Consider the following 18,905-nt stretch of genomic DNA (forward strand, 5'->3'; position numbering starts at 1 on the left):
GACGCCCGCCGACTATGCACGGCAGCTCGCTGCCACAGCGATATCATCAACTCACGGGCTCTAATCGAAACGCTACTCAACGCGGGGTAACGTCGGGCGCACAAGACCTCGATCGAGACTACCTCGGATACGAACAGATCGTTTTCTGGCTGAGGCGGTTTCCGCGCGATGCGCTTGAAAGCCGGCTGGTCTTCACGTCGAACCGAACGGAGTCTTGGCAACGCGGCACATCCTTGGTGATGGGCGGCGTAGAGAAGCTAGGCATTTTGCCGGTGATCGTAGCCCTATACCTCCAGTTCAAGGACACGAGTCGGATCTGGCCACCCGACATCACGGTAGCCGGAGGCCTTTTTGCGTTGCTGATCATCGGAATCTACGTCATCGGGATGTGGGCGGTCAGTCGCAGGCTCCAGGTCGCCCGTTTCGAGCGGCTGCTAAAGGTGGCACTCGATCCGACCTTCAAAGTCGCGGACCACGATTCCATCGCTCATGCAGACCGACAGGGATGCGAATCTTGTTAGGCGCCTACAGCGCGAGCACCCTGTGGCCCTAACTCATCAATGGTGAACAGCGTGATCGGCGCCGACCGTGGCAAGCAGCTCGAAAGTTACGTGCAGCAGCTCGTTGATTCCGGGCATTACAGCTCAAAGAGCGAGGTCCTATGCGAGGGCGCGCGCTTGGTGCAGGATCGTGAAACGACGCTCGCCGCGCTGGACGCGTCCATCAGACGGGGTATCGCTGATGCCGACGCAGGGCGTACGAAACCGGCTGAGGTGATCTTCCGCAGGCTGGCGAAGAAGTACGGCACGTGAGGGCTTGGATCATGTAAGCGAGCGTGATCTCGAGGGCTGCCGGGATTGCTGGACCACCCGAGTGATATGAATACGGCGCCCAATCGCATCACTGCGATGCGATCAGCGGCAGTCGCGCACGTTTCCTTGCAGCAAAAAAACCGCACCGGCGCATGTCGCGCCGGTGCGGCGAGTCGTTGCTACTTCAGCGCAGCCGCGCCTTCAGTTCTTCGCTGGCCTGGTGCAGGGCCGCCCGGGTGCCCGGCACCTTCGACAGGGCATTGAGCAGGCCGAAGTCGTGGATCATGCCGTTGTAACGGGTGACGACGACCGGGACGCCGGCGGCGTCGAGCTTGCGGCCGTAGGCCTCACCCTCGTCGCGCAGCACGTCCTTTTCCGCGGTCACGATCAGGGCCGGCGGCAGGCCAGCGAGCTGGTCCGGCGTGGCCTGCAGCGGTGAGGCGTAGATTTCCCGGCGCTGACGCGGATCGGTGGTGTACGCGTCCCAGAACCACTTCATCATGTTGCGGGTGAGGAAGTGGCCTTCGGCGAATGCGTCGTAGGACGCGTTCTCGAAGTTAGCATTGGTCACCGGCCACAGCAGGACCTGGCCACGCAGCGACGGTCCCTTCTTCTCCTTGGCCATCAGCGCGACGACCGCGGCCATGTTGCCGCCGACGCTGTTGCCGGCCACGGCGAGCCGCTTGCCGTCCACCTGGATCTGCGCGCCGTTCTCGGCCACCCAGCGGGTCGCGGCGTAGATCTGGTTGATGGCGACCGGATACCGCGCCTCGGGCGACGGGGTGTAGTCGACGTAGACGGCCGCGGCACCGGAGCCGGCGACGAGGTCGCGGATCAGGCGTTCGTGCGTCGGGTAGTCGCCGAGAATCCAGCCGCCGCCGTGGATGAACATGAAGGCCGGCAGCAGGCCCTTGGCGCCGGACGGGCGCACCACGACGAGCTTGAGCGGCTTGCCGTCGACGGTGATGATCTTCTCGCTGACGTCGGCCGGCGGCAGGTCCGCGCCCTTCTGGGCGTTGACCAGCACCTGACGGGCATCGGCCGGCGACAGGGTTTCGAGCGGCTGGCCGCCACCCTGGGCCAGGGCCTCGAGAAAGGCCTGGGTGTTGCGTTCGACCCCGGGGCTGCCGGCGGCAAACGCGGGGGTGGTGAGGACGGCCGCCGTGGCGGCCAGCAGCGTGGACTTGATGGACATGGCGTGACTCCTGTTCGGTTGGGGGCGGGAATCGCCCGACGGAGGTCACTTTACGGACGCCACAGATCTATAGATCATTAATCGTCCATAAAACATGATTGAGGATACAGAAATGGCGGCTGCCTGCACCGATCGGCTCGACGCGCTGCTCAACCACTTTCCGGTGCGGGCGCACCTGTTCCACGCCGGCGCGCTCTGCGGCATCACCGACTTCGACGCGCCGGATCACGGCGGGCAGTTGCATCTGGTGCGCGGTGGCGCGCTGGACGTGGTGCATCCCGGCTCGCCACCGCTGCAGATCCGCGAGCCGAGCCTGCTGCTCTACCCGCGGCCGATGGCGCGTCGCTTCATCTCCGATGCGGCGGACGGCGCGGTGACCACCTGCGCCAACCTGCATTTCGAGGGCGGCACGTCCAATCCGATCGCCGGCGCCCTGCCCGACGTGCTGTGCCTGCCGCTGGCCGGCATCGACGGGCTGGATCGCACCTTGGCACTGCTGTTCGAGGAGGCGCGCAGCGAATACTGCGGCCGGCGCGAGATGATCGACCGCCTGTTCGAGGTGGCGCTGATCCAGGTGCTGCGGCACCTGATGGAAACCGGCCGGCTCGAAGGCGGCATGCTCGCCGGGATGTCGCACCCCAAGCTGCGCAAGGCGCTGGTGGCGATCCACGAACAGCCGGCCGTGGACTGGTCGCTGGAGCGGCTGGGCGAGATCGCCGGCATGTCGCGCAGCGCGTTCGCCACTGCCTTTCACGACACCCTGGGCTGCACGCCCGGCGCCTACCTGCAGGCCTGGCGCGTGCGGCTCACGCAGAAGGCGCTGCGCAAGGGGCAACCGCTGAAGCTGATCGCCGCGGACGTCGGCTACGGCAGTGAGGCGGCGCTGTCGCGCGCCTTCAAGGCGCAGAGCGGCATGAGCCCGCGCGAATGGCGGCAGTCGCAGCCGGCCTGAGCGCAGCGGCGACGCAGGCCGGTCCGGCCATCAGTCTGACAATACTGTCCATTTGACATTATTTTTGATTTACACATTGTCTTTGTATCTGCTATATCTCCGGCACAGCCATCTGAGGAGATTGGCATGTCCCGGGAGATCTACACCCACTGCCACTACTGCGCGTCGCTGTGCGGCGTTGCGGTAGAAGTCGACGACACCGGCCGCGACATCGTCGATATCCGGCCCGACCGCGAGAACCCGTTCTCCTGGGGCGATTTCTGCCGCAAGGGCAAGGCGGCGGCCGGCATGCGCAACCATCCGCAGCGCATCACCACGCCGATGCGGCGCGTGGGCGACCGTTATGTGCCGGCCACCTACGAGGAAGCCATCGCCGACATCGCCGAGCGCATGAACCGGATCATCGAACGCCACGGTGCGGACGCCGTCGGCTCGTATCACGGCAATCCGCTGGGCCATAACTTCGGCGACTCGAACCTGCACAGCGGACTGCTGGCGGCCATCGGCACCGGCAACCGCTTCTGGGTCGGCTCGCTCGACCAGAATTCGCTGCACGTGGTGCAGGAGGAGATGTTCGGTTGCGAGCTGATGTCCGTGCCCACGGACATCGACGCCTGCGAATGCTTCCTGCTGATCGGCATGGACCCGGCGGTCAGCAAGTTCGGCTGGATCGAGGTGATTCCCAACGGCTGGAACCGGGTACTCGCCGCGCGCGACCGCGGGGCGGACCTGATCGTCGTGGACCCGCGCGTGACCAGCACGACGCGCGAGGCGCGCACGCACGTGCTCGTGCGTCCCGGCGAGGACTGGGCGTTCCTGCTGGCGCTGATCCGCATCATCGTCGACGAAGGCTGGAACCGCGCGCCGGAAGCGGTGCCGGTCAACGGCCTCGACGAGTTCTTCGCGCTGGTGCGCGAGGCGGACCTGGATGCCCTGTCGGCGCGCTGCGGCGTGCCGATACCGCAACTGCGCGACGTCGCGGAGCGTTTCGCCAAAGCGAACACCGCCGCCTGCGTGACGCACACCGGGCTTGCACATTCGGGCACCGGCACTGTCGGCGAGTGGCTGAGCCAGCTGCTCAATCTCATCACCAACCGCATGGACATGCCGGGCGGCAAGCGCTACGAGCGCGGCTTCGTCGATCTGCCGAAGGCCTGGGCGATGATGGCGCCCAAGTCCAAGCACCGCTCGCGCCTGCGCGACCTGCCGACGGTGGCCGGCTTCCACACCGTGGCCGAGATGGCCGACGAGATTCTCACGCCAGGCCCCGGACAGATCCGGGCGATGCTGATCTGCTCCGGCAACCCGGTAGTGTCCGGCCCCGACGGCGACACGCTGGACCGGGCGCTGTCGGAACTCGACCTGCTGGTTGCGGTGGACATCGTGCAGCGCGAGAGCCATCGCCATGCGCACTGGCTGATTCCCGGCACGCACTGGCTGGAGCGCGAAGGTCTGCATCTGGCCTTCGGCAGCATCATGGACCAGCCGTTCGCGCAGTACGCGCGGCGCGCCGTGGCGCCGCCCGAGGGCGTGCGCGAGGAATGGCGCTTCTTCGTCGATCTGGCGCTGAAGATGAAGCGCCCGCTGTTCGGCATCCGCGGCGTGAACGCGATCGTGCGCGCGAGCCGCGCGCTGGCGAAGCTGCTGGGCCTGAAGAAGTTCGAGTTCGGACCGGCGTGGTTCGAGTGGCTGATGGTCACCGCGGGCCGGCGCGTGAAGCTGCGCGACATCAAGGCGCGCGCGCACGGCCACCTCTACGACCGCAAGCGCTATGGCGACCTGGCCAAATCCCTGCGCACGCCGAGCCGCAAGATCGAATGCGCGCCGCCGGCGCTGATGGACGAATGCCGACGGCTGCTGAGCCTGCCGCCGCCGGCCTGCGACCCGGACTACCCGTTCGTGCTGCTGAGCCGGCGCAACCGCGAATCGATGAACTCCTGGATGAACGAGAACGCGCAGCTGTTCCAGCAGCATCGCGGCAACCAGGCCGAGCTGCATGCGGACGACATGCAGGCGCTGGGACTGGAGGACGGCGATCGCGTGCGCGTGCGCTCCGCGGTCGGCGAGATCGAGCTGACGGTGACGACGGGCAACGGCGGGCTGCCGGGCATCGTCACGATTCCGCACGGCTGGGGATCGCGGGTCTTCGACGCCCGCACGCCCGGCCGCTTCAGCCAGTGGGGCACCAACCGCAACCGTCTGGTCGACAACCGCGCCATCGATCCGCTGTCGCAGACCCCGCTGCTGAACATGACCCGGGTGCGCATCGAGCGTCTCGACGCGACCGCCGACGCCGGCCCGGATGCCGGCACGCAGGCGGCATCGCAGGGTGTTTCCGAAGGCGCGTCCCGCACGGTGGCCGCCGCATGAGCTACGTCATCGTCGGCTCCTGCGTGAACGACGCCGTGTGCACCGAGGTGTGTCCGGTCAACTGCATCCAGCCGACGCCGGACGCACGCGACTTCGCCACGGCGGAAATGCTCTACATCAACCCGGCGCTGTGCATCGACTGCCATGCCTGTGCCGAGGCCTGCCCGGTGGACGCGATCTACCCGGCGGAGCGCCTGCCGCCGGAGTGGTCGGCGTATCGCGAGATCAACGCCGCGTTCTTCAAGCCGGAGGCGCGCTCGTGAGCGCGGCGCCGCGGCGGCTCGACGTGGCCATCGTCGGCGCCGGCCCGTCGGCGCTCTACACCGCGGCGGCGCTGGCGCGGCTCGACGATCCGCAGGTGCACGTGAACCTGATCGAGCGCCTGCCGGTCATCGGCGGACTCGCCCGCTCCGGCGTGGCGCCCGACCACTGGACGCGCCGCCAGGTGATCGACGCCTACGAGACGCTGGCGCGCAGCAGCGGCCGCCTGCAGTTCTTCGGCAACGTGGACGTGGGCCGCGACATCACGATCGCCGACCTGCTGGCGCATCACCACGCGGTGATCCACGCAGTGGGCGCCTCGGGCAGTCAGCCGCTGGGCATTCCCGGCGAGGATCTGGACGGCTGCCACGCGTCGAGCCGCTTCGTCGGCTGGTACAACGGCCACCCGGATGACGCGGACCTCGAGGTGCGGCTCGACCACGAGCGGGCGGTGGTCGTCGGCAACGGCAATGTCGCGCTGGACATCGCGCGCATCCTGCTGCGCGCCGATGCCGACTGGGACCGCTCCGACATCGCTCCGCATGCGCGCGCGGCGCTGGCGGACAGCCGCATCCGCGAAGTCTGCGTGCTCGGCCGGCGCGGACCCGGCCAGGCCGCCTTCACCAACCCCGAACTGCTGGAACTCGCCGCCCTGCCTGACGTGCATCTCGATGTCGATGCGGCGGAGCTGACCGATGCGCCGTGGACCGACACCGGCTTTGCGGCCACGCTGCGCCGCAGAACGCTGGAGGCCTGCGCACGCGCGCCGGCGACACCGGATCGCAAGCGGCTGCGCCTGCGCTTCTGCGTATCGCCGGTCGAGATCCTGGGGCAGACGCGGGTCGAGGGCGTACGCCTGGTACGCAACCGGCTGGCCGTCACCGACGACGGCCGCGTGCGCGCCGAACCGCTCGGCGAGACCGAGGACCTGCCCGCCGGCCTGGTCGTGCACGCCGTGGGCTACCGTGCGCAGCCGCCGGCCGGCCTGCCCTTCGATGCGCAGGCGGGCGTCGTCCCGCAGTGGGAGGGCCGCGTGCTGCGGTCTGCGCACGGCGAGGTGATGGCCGGCCACTACGTCGTCGGCTGGATCAAGCGCGGGCCGCGCGGCGTGATCGGCAGCAACAAGAGCTGTGCCGCGCAAACGGTGCGCGCCCTGCTCGACGACTTCGCCGCCGGACGGCTCGCCGCGCCGGAACGGCCGGCCGCATCGTTCGAGGCTTTCGTGCAGAGCCGGCAACCGGAGCGGGTCTGCTATCGCGGCTGGCGGGCGATCGACCGTCACGAGCGCGCGCAGGCCCAGGCCGCGCAGCCGCGCCGCAAGCTGAGCCGCGTCGACGAGATGCTGCGCGTGGCGCGCATGTGACGCCGGTCGGGGTGGCGCGGCCGGCGCGCCATCGCCGACACTGCGCGGGCACGACACGCCGGAGCGCCGCACCGATGACCCGCTACGACCACGTCCCTGCCCGCACGGTCCGCTTCTGGGCCTGGCTCGATTCCGGCGTCACGCTGATGCTGGCGCTGCCGCCGCTGGCACCGAAGTTCATCGCGATGCTGTACTGGGCCAACGGCCTGATCGGCGGCACCGCCGAGGCACCGGCCTTCGAGCCGATCCATTACCTCTTCGTCTACCTCACCGGCACCCTCGTCAGCGTCTGGGTCATCGCGCGCCTGCTGCACCCGATCGGGCTGTTCGCGGTGATCGACGGCTGGGGCCGCCTGTACGTGGCGCTGGCGCTGGCCTGGGTGATTCTCGGCATGGGCGGACCGCCGATCCTGTGGCTGTTCGTGTTCACCGAGGGCGCCGGCACGGTCGGCCAGTTGCGCGCGGCCTACCGTCGGCCGAAGGCCGCGCTGCCCGGGACCGGTGCCGAACCGGCCGCCTGAGTTCCTTACGCCCCGGACCAGCGGGTCGGGAACAGCGCGCCGCTGCCGTCGAAGCGCGGCTGCAGCACCGCCGGGTCATCCGGCAGGTCGACGCAGCCGTCGATACCCGTCCGTGCCTCGCCACCGTTCCAGCGCAGGCCCAGGAACGGCAGACCCAGACGGTTGAAGGCATTGACGAGGCAGACGCGCGTGTCGCCGTCACCGCGCACGAGCTGTGTCGGCAGGCGGCGACGCGGATCGACCGCGGCCTGACGCGCGCGGATCACGTCGGGCTGGTCGGTCTGGGCGCCGTCGATGCCGAGCGCCCGCCCCAGCTCCCATTGCGCGGCTTCGACCTCCGGCCCCTCGTCGTAGGTGTGCGGCACGACGAGCATGCAGCCGTCGTGAATCGCGGCGATGTTGCCGGCGGTAAAGCGGTCGAGCCGCGAACCGAAGACCGTGGACTGCGCGGTCTGCGCGTGCAGATCCTCCGGCGTCTCGCTGCCCGAAAGGTTGTGGATGAAGCGGATGTCCGGATCGAGCGCGCGCAGTCCGGTCGCGCCGATACCGCTGGCGGCGTAGTACGAACGCTCGGTCAGGCCGTACTGCTCGACGAGGCGCACGAGCCGGGGATAGTCGAGAACGAATTTCATGTCGAGCTCGACGCCGCCACCGACCGACGCGGCGAGTTCCAGCACCTCCTCGAGCCGCGGAATGCGCGTACCGGCATAGGGGCCGCCGGCCCAGGGCGCGAAGTCGGCGGCATCGAGGCGGCTCAGTTCGGCCCAGGTCTTGGTCGCGGCGGCGCCTTCGCCGTCGGTGGTGCGATCGACGGTGTCGTCGTGCAGCGAGAACAGCACACCGTCGAGCGAGGTGCGCACATCCACCTCGACGGTATCGGCGCCGTAGGCAAAGGCATGCCGGTAGGCCCACAGCGTGTTCTCCGGCGCGAGATACTGCGCACCGCGGTGGGCGGAGACGAAGGGCGGCGTCGCGCCGGCATCGGGTGTGCCGGCATCGCGCCAGTGCGCCGGTTCCGGTGTCTGTGCGCAGGCTTCGTCCGGATGCCGCAGCCGCGTGCGCGCGGCGTCGGCCACGTCGCCGCGCTGGCGCCGCAGGAAGGCGGACAGACCGGCGAGATCGTTGGTGTTGAGATGGTCAACGCCGGCGTTGTACAGGCGTTGCCATACCGCCTCGCGCGCGGTGCCGGGCGCATCCGGCGTCGCCCAGAAACGCAGCCGATACCCGGCCGCTGCCGCCTGCGCCGTGATCGCGTCGAGCTTGGCCGATTCGTCCGCAGGCATTGCCCCGTTGCCGTCCCAGCCGAAGTGCGTGGTCCAGTTGTCCGAGATCAGCGGCACCAGCGTGGGCGGCGGCGGATCGTCGAGATCGGACAGCCGGCCGTCGATGAACGCGAGCCGATGATCCGTCTGCGCGAGCGTCGCCGTCGGCCGGTTGCCGGAGAGCACGATCTCGACCGCGCCGGGCACGACGGCGCCGTGGTCGTAGACGCTGAGCATCGGCGCGTAATCCGCCAGCGTGGCTTCGAGCGCGGCCCAGGTCGTCTGCGCCTCGGTCTTGATGTCGACCAGCAGCTGGAACGGCCGGGTCTGCTGCGGATGGATCGCGCCATAGCGCTCGAAGCGCGCCATCAGCGGGTCGAGGTAGAGCGTGCGCAGCGTGCGTGCCGCACGGATGTCGATCGCGTCGTGCGCGACGTAAAGCTCGCTGCCGCCGAGGAACCACACGTCGGCCTCGACACTCATGAAGCCATGATCGAGCGCATCGGCCAGCGGTCGCGGATGCTCGTAGTCGTTGTGCGCGTGGGCCTGATCCAGCGGCGCGGCGGAGGCCTCGGCGCCGGGCGTGGCGGAACCCGGCGCGGAAACCGGCGCCTCCGAGTCTCCGAGACAGGCCGTCAGCGGCAGGACCAGGGCAACGAGCAGCGTCCGGACAGCGATGTTCATCCGTTTCTGGCGGTGAGGAGCGGGCCGCGCAGTCTAGGAAGCGAAGGTTGCGGTTCGGATGCAGGCGTCGGCCCAGCGCCCGTGCCGTGGTTTCCGGCCCGATCGTCCCGCCGGGCGCGGCCGGGCTGCGTACACTAGGCGCCTCGCCTCCAGAGCCTGCCCCCGAGGACTCTTGAACATGTGGTTGGCTGCCATCGTCTTCGTCTTTGCCATCGCCGCGCTGCTGCTGGCCATCCGCCTGCTGCGGCAACTGCCGGACGACACCGCACCGGCGGAGCGCTACCGCAGCCGCGGCCCGCTGCTCAGTGCGGCGGAACGCTCGTTCTTCGGCGTGCTGCAGCAGGCGGCGGACGACGACAAGCTGGTGTTCGCGAAGGTGCGCGTCGCCGACGTGCTCAGCCCCGAGCGCGGTCTGCGCGGCGGCAAGTGGCAGCGCGCCTTCAACCGCATCAGCGCCAAGCATTTCGACTTCCTGCTGTGCGATGCCGCGGAGGTCAGCCCGATGATCGCGATCGAACTCGACGACGCCTCGCATGCCGGCGACAAGGCGCGGGCGCGCGACGCCTTCGTCGATGCCGCCTGCGCCTCGGCCGGGCTGCCGGTGCTGCGCATCCCCGCGCAGGAGGCCTACTCGGTCCAGGACCTCGCGGCGCAGATCGCCGAGCGCCTGCGCCCCCCGGAAGCGACCCTGCCCAAATCCGTGCCCACGGGCCGCAGCCAGCGCATCGAGCCACGGCTGTAGTCATGCGGCGTGTCGGGCGCCGCCCGACTGCCCGGCGGGCCCGTTCAGGCGCCAGCCAGCGCCGGCGCGGCTCAATGGTCGCCACGATGCACGATGGGGTGCAGCCGACGGAGGCCAACCAGCGATGAGCGGCCACATGACCACGCAGCAGTTCCTGATTCGCGATATCGATGCGCATGTCGCCCGCCCGGCGGTGGCGGAAGCCGATGCGCGCGAGGCACAGCGTGCGCTGCGCTCGCGGTATGCGGCACTGATCGCGCGGTTCTCCGACGCGGCGGAACGCGACAGCGAGGAAGGCGACATGGCGCGCCGGCGCTACGCCAAGATCATGGCGATGGACAACGCCCACCCGCTGCGCGCGGCGCTGAGCATGCTGCGTCACGGGCAGACGCTCACCGGTGCCGAAGTGGCGGCGATCGTCGTCGGCGCCGAGCGTGGCGAGGCGATCACCGGCGCGGTGCGCATGCTGATCGACGCGCCGCAGCAGCTGCCGGCACCGGAAGTGGCCGAAGAGATCCGCGCCTACGTGGCCGCATCAGACAGCCCCGCGTTCCACGAACTGCAGCGCGCGCTGCGGCATTGATCCGCTGACCCGCTCCACGATGCGTTCGTAGGAACGCCTTCAGCCGCCCCTGCGGGCTTCGCTACTCGACGTCGTCGCAGCTCCACTCGTTCTCGGGCTGCTGCAGCACCTCGATCATGCGCGCCGGACGGTCGCTCATGATGCCGTCGACGCCCATCTGCAGCAGCTCGACCATCTCGTCGCAGTCGTCGATCGTCCAGGCATGCACGGCCAGGCCGGCGGCATGGGCATCGTCGACGAAATCCTCGCTCAGGACGGTCAGCTCGATCGGCTCGGGAATCTGGCCGATGCTGGCGGTGCTGCGCGGTACCTGGAATGCCTGGTGGATGGCCAGCGGCAGCATCGGCAGCGGACCGCTGCTGGTCAGCAGCAGCGCCGCGACCTGCACCGTGGGCACTGAGGTACTGACGCAGGGCGCAGAGAGCTTGAACAGCGTCGCGGTGTGGTCGAGGAAGCTCGCGACCATCACGTCGGTGGCGCGGCCGTAGCGCAGGAGCAAGGACGCGACCTGTGCCTCGTAGGAACCGGTGCCGCTGACGCTGGGCTTGAGTTCGACATTGAGCAGGTGGTCCGGGAAGGCGCGCAGCGCCTCTTCGAGCGTCGGGATGCGGAAATCCTCGGCGCGATAGCCCGGCGGCGGCGCGCGCTCACCGGTGGCGATCCCGCGGAAGGCGTAGGCGCTGTCGGCGGCATCGTGCGGCGTACCCTGCCCCGGCACGAACCAGTACGCCGCGTCCAGTGCCTGCAACTCGGCGAGCGTCATCGACTCCACCGTGCCGCTGCCGTTCGTGGTGCGATCGACCGTGGTGTCGTGCAGCACCACCAGTTCCCCGTCCGCAGTGGCGTAGACGTCCATCTCCAGCACGTCGGCGCCCAGGCGCGCAGACTCGCGGTAGGCATACAGCGTGTTCTCCGGAAACTCGCGCACACCGCCGCGATGGGCGAAACCGATCGGCCGCCGCTCGAGCCACGGATTTTCGGTCGGCGGCAGCAGGCAGGGCATGTCGTCGTTGGCGATGATCCCCTGGGCGCTGCCGTCGGTGATCGCGGCGCCGCGCGCATCGTGCAGGTCGACTGCGAAACGCCGCGCCGGCGCGTCGGCATCATCGCCGATCAGCGTGATCCCGATGCTGCGCACGCGCTGGCCTGCGGCGAAGGCGAGCGTGCCGGACTGTGCGACGTAGTGCTGGCCCGCCAGCGCGTCGAGATCGCGCGTCGACCACGCCACCTCGGCCAGGCCGTCCGCAGTCCCGGAACGCACGACATCGAAGCGCAACACGCCGGGTTCGCCCGCCGATCCCTCCGGCGCCGCAGCGTCGAACACGTGCAGGGTCGCTTCGGAAAGCGCACTACCGGAACCGCCGTCGCCGCAGGCAGACAGCATCAGCGCCGCACCCAGCAGCGCGCCACGTGACATCGACATGTGCTCTCCCCCGACCGGTCGGTTTCGTTACGGCGCGGATTCTCGCAGCTGCACCACGCGCCCGTCTTCGGCATGGAGCACGGTGATGAAACCCTCGCCCAGGCGTCCGGCATACGCCCGCCCCGCCACCAGCCACAACTGCCCACGGCGGAACGCGCGGAACGGCGCCTGGTTCGCCGCCTGCTCGGCACCGTAGACCTCGGCCCACACCGCTCGCGCGGCGGCGATCGCCGCCCTGCCGTCGGCGAGCGCGCCACGCGGCGCGACATCCGCCACGGTCTGCTGCGCATCGACGTTGGCCAGGTAGTAGTCGGCCCACGGCAGCCATTCGGCGTTGTCGGCGGCATCGCTGAGCAGGCGCGACGGCCGCGCCTCGCGCAGGTGAAGATCGTAGGGCGGCGCCCAGGTCTCCGGCAGCGGCACCGCCCGCTCTCCGAGCAGCCGGTTGAGCGCCGTGCGCGCATCGCGGGCGACGTCGATCGGCGATGGCGGATCGGCCGGCCGCAGGTAGACGATGCGTTGCTGCCCGTCCGCCACAAGGAACCACGGCGTGCGCTCGATGCCGTAGCGGTCGATCAGCGCATCGCCATCGAGCAGCAGCGGGAAGCTCAGGCCGCGCTCGCGCATCGTCGCCACCGGGTCGCCGTTCTCCTTGATGTTGATCGTCCACAGCTTCACGCCGCGGTCGCGGTAGTCCTCCCAGATGTCCTGCACGTACGGCTGCAGCGCACGGCTGTACGGACACCACGACGGCCAGAACAGCAGCACCGTGGGCTGCCCCTGGGCATCGGCGGGATAGGAGACGGTCTCGCCGTCCGGCGTCTTCAGCGTCCACGCCGGCGCCCGCGACGCCGCGAGCGAGGCGGCCGGGAGCGTCAGCAGCAAGGCCGCCGCCGCGGCGAGCAACACCTCAGTGTGGTGCCTTGCTCGCATCGAACTCGCCGACGTGGGTCGCGAACGTCCAGTGATAGCCGTCCGGGTCGACGAAGATCGCGATACGGTCGCCCCAGAACTGGTCGGCCGGGGCCTGCTGCAGGTCGGCGCCGGCGCGCAGCGCGCGCGCCGCCAGCGCATCGACGTCCGCCACGTAGACGTAGAGCGACAGGCCGAAGCCGCCGCCGACCTCGACCGGCGCCCGCATCTGCGGGTCCATGCCCTGCGGCGCGAACATGATGCAGGCGTCCCCGAGCCGCATGCCGGCGTGCATGATCTGCCCGCTGTCGTCGCGCATCAGCTCGCCCTCGACCTTGAAACCGAACGCCGCCTCGTAGAAGGCGACCGACGCCGCGGCGTCACGCACGGTCATGTACGGCGACAGCGCCGGCCAGTTCGGCGGACGACCGTCCTTGGTCCTGGACGGCTTCTTCGCCGCCGGGCGCTTGCGGGACTTTGCCGGCCTGACGACCTTGGCGGCCGCCTTCTTCGCCGTGCGCGCGACCTTCTTCACGACACCGGCCGCCTTCTTCACCGGCGTTCTCGACGGCTTGCCTGCCGCCGACTTGCGCGCGGTCTTCGATGCCTTGACCGCCGTGCGCTTCTTCGCCGGCGCACGCTTGCCGCCTTTCGCCTTCTTGCCGGCCATGGACGACTCCTGCTGGAAACGGGACGGTCAGCTTAGCGCGGCAAAGATGAAGGCCACCACCGCAGCCACGGGCCCGGCGCTAAGATGCACGCCCCTTTTTGGTCCGCCGCACCGATGCAGCTCGCACTCGCCCCGATGGAAGGCCTGGTCGACGACGTCATGCGCGACGTGCTCACGCGCGTCGGCGGCGTGGACTGGTGCGTGACCGAGTTCGTGCGCGTGACCGACCGGCTGCTGCCGGCACGCTGCTTTCACGCGCTGGCGCCGGAGCTGCGTCGCGGCGCCCGCACCGCCGCCGGCACGACGATGCGCGTGCAGTTGCTCGGCTCGGACCCGGTCTGCCTTGCCGACAACGCGGCGCTGGCGTGCACGCTGGGCGCACCGGCGATCGACCTCAATTTCGGCTGCCCGGCGAAGACCGTGAACCGCTCGCGCGGCGGCGCCGTGCTGCTCGACGAACCCGAGCTGCTGCACGCGATCCTGCGCGCGGTACGCGCCGCGGTGCCGGCCACGATCCCGGTCACGGCGAAGATGCGGCTCGGGTACGCCGATACGCATCGCGCACTCGATTGCGCCCGCGCGCTCGTCGACGGCGGCGCGCAGCAGCTCGTGGTACATGCGCGCACCAAGCTCGACGGCTACCGGCCGCCGGCGCACTGGGAGTGGATCGCGCGCATCCGCGACGTCGTCGACGTCCCGGTGTTCGCGAACGGCGAGATCTGGAGCGTGGACGACTGGCGCCGTTGTCGCGCGGTCAGCGGCGCACACGACTTCATGCTCGGTCGCGGCCTCGTCGCCTGCCCCGACCTGGCACTGCAAATTGCTGCCGCGCAGGCCGGGCGCGCGTACACGCCGATGGACTGGCAGGCGCTGCACCCTTGCGTGCAGGACTACTGGCGGCAGGTCCGCGCCAAGCTCGCGCCGCGCTTCGCGCCCGGCCGCATCAAGCAGTGGCTCAAGGCGCTGTCGCGCAGCTACCCGCAGGCCGCCCGCCTGTTCGACGCCCTGCGCCGCGAGCAGGACTGCCGCGTGCTCGACCGCGCGCTGGGCATCGACGAAAACCTGCCGCGCGCCGCGTGAACAAAAAAAGGCCCGGGGGAGTCGACCGGGCCGGAGTTGCAGCATCGAAATGCTGCTCAGGGCACGCAGGGTTTCAGAAAGCCATCCATCCTTCTTCGTCGAGCGGCAGGTCGAGCTGATCCGGCCGCGCCCAGCCGATGCGACCGCTGGTCAGCGACAGCACCTGCTGGCGCCACGACCAGCGACCGTCGCTCGGTCCGATCAGGCGCAGGCCGGACAGCACCAGCAGCGGCTTGCCGCGCAGGCCGTCGTGGACGGCATTCATGTCCGCGTCCGGACGAAAGCGCAGGCGCACGCCGACCGGCCACTGACTGCGGGGACGGGTCGGGATCTGTTCGGTCGCGGGGACGATCTCGGGCTGGGCCATCGTAATGCTCGGCGGGTTGACGACGATGACATTGTCTCCGGGCCGGCCACGCGGCGGTTCCGTGCACACCCGGAAAACAGATGTAAGCCTTTGCCGACAGCTGGCATCGGTCCTGTCCGTCAGGGGTCAGGGCTGCCGATAGAATGCCGTCGGGCCTGTCGGAGCGACGCATCATGGAAGACTGGGTATACCGCGCGCTCGAGAAGTGGCCGAACGTGCCGGCCCTGTTCGGCTGGCTGGGCCTGGACCGGCGCGGCCGCTGGACGATCCGCGGCGAGATCATCAGCCGCCCGCAGATCATCGACACGATCAACCCGAACTACGCCGCCGACGAACACGGCCGCTGGTACTTCCAGAACGGACCGCAGCGCGGCTACGTGACGCTGGAGTCGGCGCCGCTGGTGCTGCGCACCGATGGCGCCGGCCGGCTGATAACGCATACCGGGCAGCGCGTCGACCGCGCCGAGGCCGGCTGGCTCGACGAGCACGGCGCGCTGTGGCTACGCACCGCGCACGGTCCGGCGGTGCTCGAAGGCGAGGACCTGCACTGGGTGCTCGAGCGTCTGCGCGGACCGCGCACGCCGGTCGACGAGGAGCTGCTCGCCGAAGCGCTGGCGCTGCCGTCGGGGGCGCAGACGACGCTGTCGCTGCGCTTCGACGACGGCACGCTGGCACTCGGCCGCCTCGACTTGGAGGCCGCGCCGCAGGCGCTCGGCTTCGTGCGCGAGCCGCAACCGTTGAGCGGCGAGTAGGAGCGCCTCTCGGGGATTCAGCCTGCCATGTGCGCGGCGATACGTGCCGCCAGTGCGTCCAGCCGTTCGCGCCGCGCCGTCGTCTCGGGCCGCGGAATCAGCAGGGTGCTGACGTGCCAGATCATCCGGCCCAGCGTGCGCACGGTGTCGCCGCCGTAACGCGGAATCATGTGGATGTGCACATGCGGCACGGTCTGGCTCGCCGCCTTGCCGTCGTTCAGCAGGAAATGCTGCGCCTTGCTGCCGAGTCCGGCGCGCTGGGCCGCGCCGACGCGACGCGCGACGTCCCACAGGTGGGCGCGCACGACCGGATCGAGCGCGTCGATCGTGGTGACCGACTGACGCGGAACGACCAGCACGTGGCCGGCGGTGATCGGGTTGATGTCCATGAACGCGACGCAGTGTTCGTCGCGGTGGGCAAAGCTGGCCGGCAGCCGGCCGGCGATGATGGCGTCGAATACGGTCATGGGCGCTCCTGTCGATCGCGGATCGTCGGCCTTTAGCGCTTGCGCAGCGCTTCCATCAGCGCCGCGCCGAGCGCGCCCTGCGGTGCCGCGGCCGGCGGCTTCTGCGGGCGCGCATCGCGCCGGCCCGCGGTCCTGCCACGCTCGCCGCCGGAAGCCGGCCGCGCGCTGCCGTCATCCTTGCGCATCGACAGCGCGATGCGCTTGCGCGCGAGATCCACATCGACCACGCGCACCTTGACGATGTCGCCGGCCTTGACCACGTCGTGGGGATTCTTGACGAAGCGGTCGGCAAGCTGCGACACGTGCACGAGCCCATCCTGGTGCACGCCGATGTCGACGAAGGCGCCGAACGCCGCGACATTGGTGACCGTGCCTTCGAGGACCATGCCGGGCTTGAGGTCGGTCAGCTCGTTCACACCGTCGGCGAAGCTCGCGGTGCGGAACTCCGGCCGTGGATCGCGGCCCGGTTTCTCCAGCTCGGCGATGATGTCGCGCACCGTCGGCAGACCGAAGCGCTCGTCGACGAACTGGCGTGCATCGAGCTGTCTGAGCGCGGCGCCGTCGCGCATCAGGCTGCGCACATCGCGACCGCAGGCCTTCACGATCTTCTGCGCCACGCCGTAGGCCTCGGGATGCACCGACGAGGCATCCAGCGGCTCGTCGCCGTCGCGGATGCGCAGGAAGCCGGCACACTGCTCGAAGGTCTTCGGCCCGAGCCGCCCGACCTCGAGCAACTGCCTGCGCGAGCGGAACGCTCCCTGCGCATTGCGGTGCGCGACGATGGCCTCGGCCAGCGACGTGCCCAGTCCGGAGACGCGCGCGAGCAGCGCCGCGGAGGCCGTGTTGAGATCCACGCCGACGGCGTTGACCGCGTCTTCGACGACGGCGTCCAGTGCCTTCGCCAGCCGGTAGGCGTCGACGTCGTGCTGGTACTGGCCGACACCGATCGACTTGGGCTCGATCTTCACCAGCTCCGCCAGCGGGTCCTGCAGACGCCGTGCGATGGATACCGCGCCGCGCAGCGAGACGTCGAGATCCGGGAACTCCGCCGCCGCGAGCGCGGACGCCGAGTACACCGAGGCACCGGCCTCGCTGACGACGAGCTTGAGCGGTCGCGGCTCGGGCAGCAGCGGCAGCAGGTCGGCGACGAGCTTCTCGGTTTCGCGGCTCGCGGTGCCGTTGCCGATGGCGATCAGGGCGACGCCGTGCTTCGCGATCAGGCGCGCAATCTCGGCCTGGGCACCGCGCACGTCGTTGCGCGGCTGGAACGGATAGACCGTCGCCGTGTCGACGAGCTTGCCGGTGCCGTCGACGACGGCGACCTTGACGCCGGTGCGGATGCCCGGGTCGAGGCCCAGCGTCGGCTTCGAGCCGGCCGGCGCGGCGAGCAGCAGGTCCTTGAGGTTGCGCGCGAACACCTCGATCGCCTCGGCCTCGGCACGCTGGCGCAGCTCGCCCATCAGGTCGACCGACAGCGTCGTGTTGAGCTTGACGCGCCAGGTCCAGCGCGCGGCATCCATCAGCCAGGCCTCCGCGGCACCGCCATCGGCGCGCGCACCGACGACCTCGGCCACCATGCGCTCGACCGGCTTGTACGGCGCCGGGTCGTCGGCGTCGACCTCCAGCTCCAGCATCAGGATTTCTTCGTTGCGGCCGCGCATCATCGCCAGCGCGCGATGACCGGCCACCTTGTGCCAGGGCTCGCGATGATCGAAGTAGTCGGAGAACTTGGCGCCCGCGGCCTCCTTGCCTTCCCAGACCTTCGAACGCAGCACCGCGTGCATGCGCAGGTAGCTGCGCAGGCGTCCGAGCAGATCGGCATTCTCCGCCAGACGCTCCATCAGGATGTCGCGGGCGCCCTCGAGCGCGGCCTTGGCGTCGGCCACCTTGTCGTTGACGTAGGCCGCGGCAAGCTCGGCCGGAACGCAGGAACGGTCGGCGAGCACGGCGTCGAGCAAGGGTTCGAGGCCGTTCTCGCGGGCGATCTCGCCGCGCGTGCGGCGCTTGGGCTTGTACGGCAGATACAGGTCCTCGACCTCGGCCTTCGTCGTCGCGGCACGCAGCCTGGCCTCGAGCGCGTCGCTGAGCTTGTCCTGACTGCGGATCGACTCGATCACCGCGGCGCGCCGGTCCTCGAGCTCGCGCAGGTAGCCGAGCCGGTCCTCGAGCTGGCGCAGCTGGGTGTCGTCGAGCCCGCCGGTCGCCTCCTTCCGGTAGCGCGCGATGAACGGCACGGTCGCCCCCTCGTCGAGCAGCGCGACCGCGGCCGCGACCTGACGCGGCTGGGCGGCGATGTCCGCGGCGATGGTGCGGGCGATCAGGGCGGCGGTTTCGGCGGCAACGTCGGTCATGCGCAGATCGGGGGACGGAGGAGGTGCGGGCCGCGACGATAGCCAAGCGCCCCGGCGCTGCCAATCTGGCGCGCGAGGGAAAAATGTGCGTATCGGCGACAAGTCGGCGTCAAAGGAATACGATCGGTCGCGGTCGGA

18 protein-coding genes and 2 pseudogenes are annotated in these 18,905 nt (G+C 69.8%); 11 read left to right on the forward strand and 9 right to left on the reverse strand.

Going from position 1 to position 18,905, the window contains the following annotated elements; all coding sequences use genetic code 11:
* Positions 1 to 521, forward strand: a pseudogene (locus tag C8D93_RS20905) (hypothetical protein); the annotation flags it as partial.
* A gap of 51 nt (positions 522 to 572) precedes the next feature.
* The gene (locus C8D93_RS06530) at positions 573 to 812 is read left to right on the forward strand and encodes a type II toxin-antitoxin system ParD family antitoxin (RefSeq protein ID WP_110264769.1); all 240 of its coding nucleotides are present in this window, start codon (positions 573 to 575) and stop codon (positions 810 to 812) included.
* 184 nt (positions 813 to 996) lie between these two features.
* Here the strand turns inward: C8D93_RS06530 and C8D93_RS06535 are convergent, their stop codons facing one another.
* Positions 997 to 2,007, reverse strand: a complete 1,011-nt coding sequence (locus C8D93_RS06535; RefSeq protein ID WP_110264379.1) for an alpha/beta hydrolase — start codon at positions 2,005 to 2,007, stop codon at positions 997 to 999.
* Positions 2,008 to 2,119: 112 nt separating this feature from the next.
* Here C8D93_RS06535 and C8D93_RS06540 point away from each other — a divergent pair, with 112 nt between their 5' ends.
* From C8D93_RS06540 to C8D93_RS06555, 5 genes are all read left to right on the forward strand, one after another.
* The gene (locus C8D93_RS06540; protein WP_110264380.1) at positions 2,120 to 2,959 is read left to right on the forward strand and encodes an AraC family transcriptional regulator; all 840 of its coding nucleotides are present in this window, start codon (positions 2,120 to 2,122) and stop codon (positions 2,957 to 2,959) included.
* Positions 2,960 to 3,085: 126 nt separating this feature from the next.
* The gene (locus tag C8D93_RS06545; RefSeq protein WP_110264381.1) at positions 3,086 to 5,329 is read left to right on the forward strand and encodes a molybdopterin-containing oxidoreductase family protein; all 2,244 of its coding nucleotides are present in this window, start codon (positions 3,086 to 3,088) and stop codon (positions 5,327 to 5,329) included.
* Complete coding sequence (locus C8D93_RS20910) at positions 5,326 to 5,592, forward strand: 4Fe-4S dicluster domain-containing protein (RefSeq protein WP_211307234.1); 267 nt, start codon at positions 5,326 to 5,328, stop codon at positions 5,590 to 5,592. The genes C8D93_RS06545 and C8D93_RS20910 overlap by 4 nt, the downstream gene beginning before the upstream one ends.
* Positions 5,589 to 6,953 (forward strand): FAD-dependent oxidoreductase, encoded by a 1,365-nt coding sequence (locus tag C8D93_RS06550; protein WP_211307235.1) that lies wholly within the window; start codon positions 5,589 to 5,591, stop codon positions 6,951 to 6,953. Before C8D93_RS20910 ends, C8D93_RS06550 begins: the two co-directional genes overlap by 4 nt.
* Before the next feature lie 74 nt (positions 6,954 to 7,027).
* Positions 7,028 to 7,474 (forward strand): hypothetical protein, encoded by a 447-nt coding sequence (locus tag C8D93_RS06555; RefSeq protein WP_110264382.1) that lies wholly within the window; start codon positions 7,028 to 7,030, stop codon positions 7,472 to 7,474.
* A 5-nt stretch (positions 7,475 to 7,479) separates the two neighbouring features.
* Here the strand turns inward: C8D93_RS06555 and C8D93_RS21425 are convergent, their stop codons facing one another.
* Together C8D93_RS21425 and C8D93_RS21430 are read right to left on the reverse strand one after the other, a co-directional pair.
* On the reverse strand, positions 7,480 to 8,550 hold the full coding sequence (locus C8D93_RS21425) for a glycerophosphodiester phosphodiesterase (RefSeq protein WP_380732805.1): 1,071 nt from the start codon (positions 8,548 to 8,550) through the stop codon (positions 7,480 to 7,482).
* 15 nt (positions 8,551 to 8,565) lie between these two features.
* A pseudogene (locus tag C8D93_RS21430) lies at positions 8,566 to 9,420 on the reverse strand (phosphatidylinositol-specific phospholipase C/glycerophosphodiester phosphodiesterase family protein); the annotation flags it as partial.
* 178 nt (positions 9,421 to 9,598) lie between these two features.
* Between C8D93_RS21430 and C8D93_RS06565 the strand changes: the two are divergent.
* A complete protein-coding gene (locus tag C8D93_RS06565) occupies positions 9,599 to 10,162 on the forward strand; it encodes a DUF2726 domain-containing protein (protein WP_110264384.1) in 564 nt (187 codons plus the stop codon).
* Positions 10,163 to 10,298: 136 nt separating this feature from the next.
* On the forward strand, positions 10,299 to 10,745 hold the full coding sequence (locus C8D93_RS06570) for a hypothetical protein (protein WP_146216531.1): 447 nt from the start codon (positions 10,299 to 10,301) through the stop codon (positions 10,743 to 10,745).
* 61 nt (positions 10,746 to 10,806) lie between these two features.
* Here the strand turns inward: C8D93_RS06570 and C8D93_RS06575 are convergent, their stop codons facing one another.
* Genes C8D93_RS06575 through C8D93_RS20915 form a run of 3 tightly spaced genes read right to left on the reverse strand, consistent with a single transcriptional unit; the run spans position 10,807 to position 13,750 of the window.
* Positions 10,807 to 12,168, reverse strand: coding sequence for a glycerophosphodiester phosphodiesterase family protein (locus C8D93_RS06575; protein ID WP_110264386.1), 1,362 nt, complete (start codon positions 12,166 to 12,168; stop codon positions 10,807 to 10,809).
* 27 nt (positions 12,169 to 12,195) lie between these two features.
* Entirely contained in the window at positions 12,196 to 13,101 is a 906-nt protein-coding gene (locus C8D93_RS06580; protein WP_110264387.1) for a peroxiredoxin family protein, read from the reverse strand.
* Entirely contained in the window at positions 13,079 to 13,750 is a 672-nt protein-coding gene (locus tag C8D93_RS20915; RefSeq protein WP_211307236.1) for a VOC family protein, read from the reverse strand. The genes C8D93_RS06580 and C8D93_RS20915 overlap by 23 nt, the downstream gene beginning before the upstream one ends.
* A gap of 114 nt (positions 13,751 to 13,864) precedes the next feature.
* Here C8D93_RS20915 and C8D93_RS06590 point away from each other — a divergent pair, with 114 nt between their 5' ends.
* Positions 13,865 to 14,830: a tRNA dihydrouridine synthase gene (locus C8D93_RS06590; protein ID WP_110264388.1), complete on the forward strand. Its 966-nt coding sequence runs from the start codon at positions 13,865 to 13,867 to the stop codon at positions 14,828 to 14,830.
* A gap of 73 nt (positions 14,831 to 14,903) precedes the next feature.
* On the opposite strand, the gene C8D93_RS06595 is transcribed toward C8D93_RS06590, so the two are convergent.
* Positions 14,904 to 15,197 (reverse strand): hypothetical protein, encoded by a 294-nt coding sequence (locus C8D93_RS06595; protein WP_110264389.1) that lies wholly within the window; start codon positions 15,195 to 15,197, stop codon positions 14,904 to 14,906.
* A gap of 173 nt (positions 15,198 to 15,370) precedes the next feature.
* Between C8D93_RS06595 and C8D93_RS06600 the strand changes: the two genes are divergently transcribed.
* Positions 15,371 to 15,949, forward strand: coding sequence for a DUF2946 family protein (locus tag C8D93_RS06600; protein WP_110264771.1), 579 nt, complete (start codon positions 15,371 to 15,373; stop codon positions 15,947 to 15,949).
* A gap of 17 nt (positions 15,950 to 15,966) precedes the next feature.
* On the opposite strand, the gene C8D93_RS06605 is transcribed toward C8D93_RS06600, so the two are convergent.
* Complete coding sequence (locus tag C8D93_RS06605) at positions 15,967 to 16,416, reverse strand: HIT family protein (protein WP_110264390.1); 450 nt, start codon at positions 16,414 to 16,416, stop codon at positions 15,967 to 15,969.
* A gap of 32 nt (positions 16,417 to 16,448) precedes the next feature.
* The gene (locus tag C8D93_RS06610) at positions 16,449 to 18,767 is read right to left on the reverse strand and encodes a Tex family protein (RefSeq protein ID WP_110264391.1); all 2,319 of its coding nucleotides are present in this window, start codon (positions 18,765 to 18,767) and stop codon (positions 16,449 to 16,451) included.
* Positions 18,768 to 18,905: the final 138 nt, after the last annotated feature.

This window comes from Sinimarinibacterium flocculans (genome assembly GCF_003201205.1).
GTDB lineage: Bacteria > Pseudomonadota > Gammaproteobacteria > Nevskiales > Nevskiaceae > Solimonas > Solimonas flocculans.

Bases quoted from the DNA above. Each gene is read 5' to 3' on its own strand.
- C8D93_RS06535 (WP_110264379.1), bottom strand. From the start codon at position 2,007: ATGTCCATCAAGTCCACGCTGCTGGCCGCCACGGCGGCCGTCCTCACC.
- C8D93_RS06540 (WP_110264380.1), top strand. From the start codon at position 2,120: ATGGCGGCTGCCTGCACCGATCGGCTCGACGCGCTGCTCAACCACTTT.
- C8D93_RS06545 (WP_110264381.1), top strand. From the start codon at position 3,086: ATGTCCCGGGAGATCTACACCCACTGCCACTACTGCGCGTCGCTGTGC.
- C8D93_RS20910 (WP_211307234.1), top strand. From the start codon at position 5,326: ATGAGCTACGTCATCGTCGGCTCCTGCGTGAACGACGCCGTGTGCACC.
- C8D93_RS06555 (WP_110264382.1), top strand. From the start codon at position 7,028: ATGACCCGCTACGACCACGTCCCTGCCCGCACGGTCCGCTTCTGGGCC.
- C8D93_RS06565 (WP_110264384.1), top strand. From the start codon at position 9,599: ATGTGGTTGGCTGCCATCGTCTTCGTCTTTGCCATCGCCGCGCTGCTG.
- C8D93_RS06570 (WP_146216531.1), top strand. From the start codon at position 10,299: ATGACCACGCAGCAGTTCCTGATTCGCGATATCGATGCGCATGTCGCC.
- C8D93_RS06575 (WP_110264386.1), bottom strand. From the start codon at position 12,168: ATGTCGATGTCACGTGGCGCGCTGCTGGGTGCGGCGCTGATGCTGTCT.
- C8D93_RS06580 (WP_110264387.1), bottom strand. From the start codon at position 13,101: ATGCGAGCAAGGCACCACACTGAGGTGTTGCTCGCCGCGGCGGCGGCC.
- C8D93_RS20915 (WP_211307236.1), bottom strand. From the start codon at position 13,750: ATGGCCGGCAAGAAGGCGAAAGGCGGCAAGCGTGCGCCGGCGAAGAAG.
- C8D93_RS06590 (WP_110264388.1), top strand. From the start codon at position 13,865: ATGCAGCTCGCACTCGCCCCGATGGAAGGCCTGGTCGACGACGTCATG.
- C8D93_RS06595 (WP_110264389.1), bottom strand. From the start codon at position 15,197: ATGGCCCAGCCCGAGATCGTCCCCGCGACCGAACAGATCCCGACCCGT.
- C8D93_RS06600 (WP_110264771.1), top strand. From the start codon at position 15,371: ATGGAAGACTGGGTATACCGCGCGCTCGAGAAGTGGCCGAACGTGCCG.
- C8D93_RS06605 (WP_110264390.1), bottom strand. From the start codon at position 16,416: ATGACCGTATTCGACGCCATCATCGCCGGCCGGCTGCCGGCCAGCTTT.
- C8D93_RS06610 (WP_110264391.1), bottom strand. From the start codon at position 18,767: ATGACCGACGTTGCCGCCGAAACCGCCGCCCTGATCGCCCGCACCATC.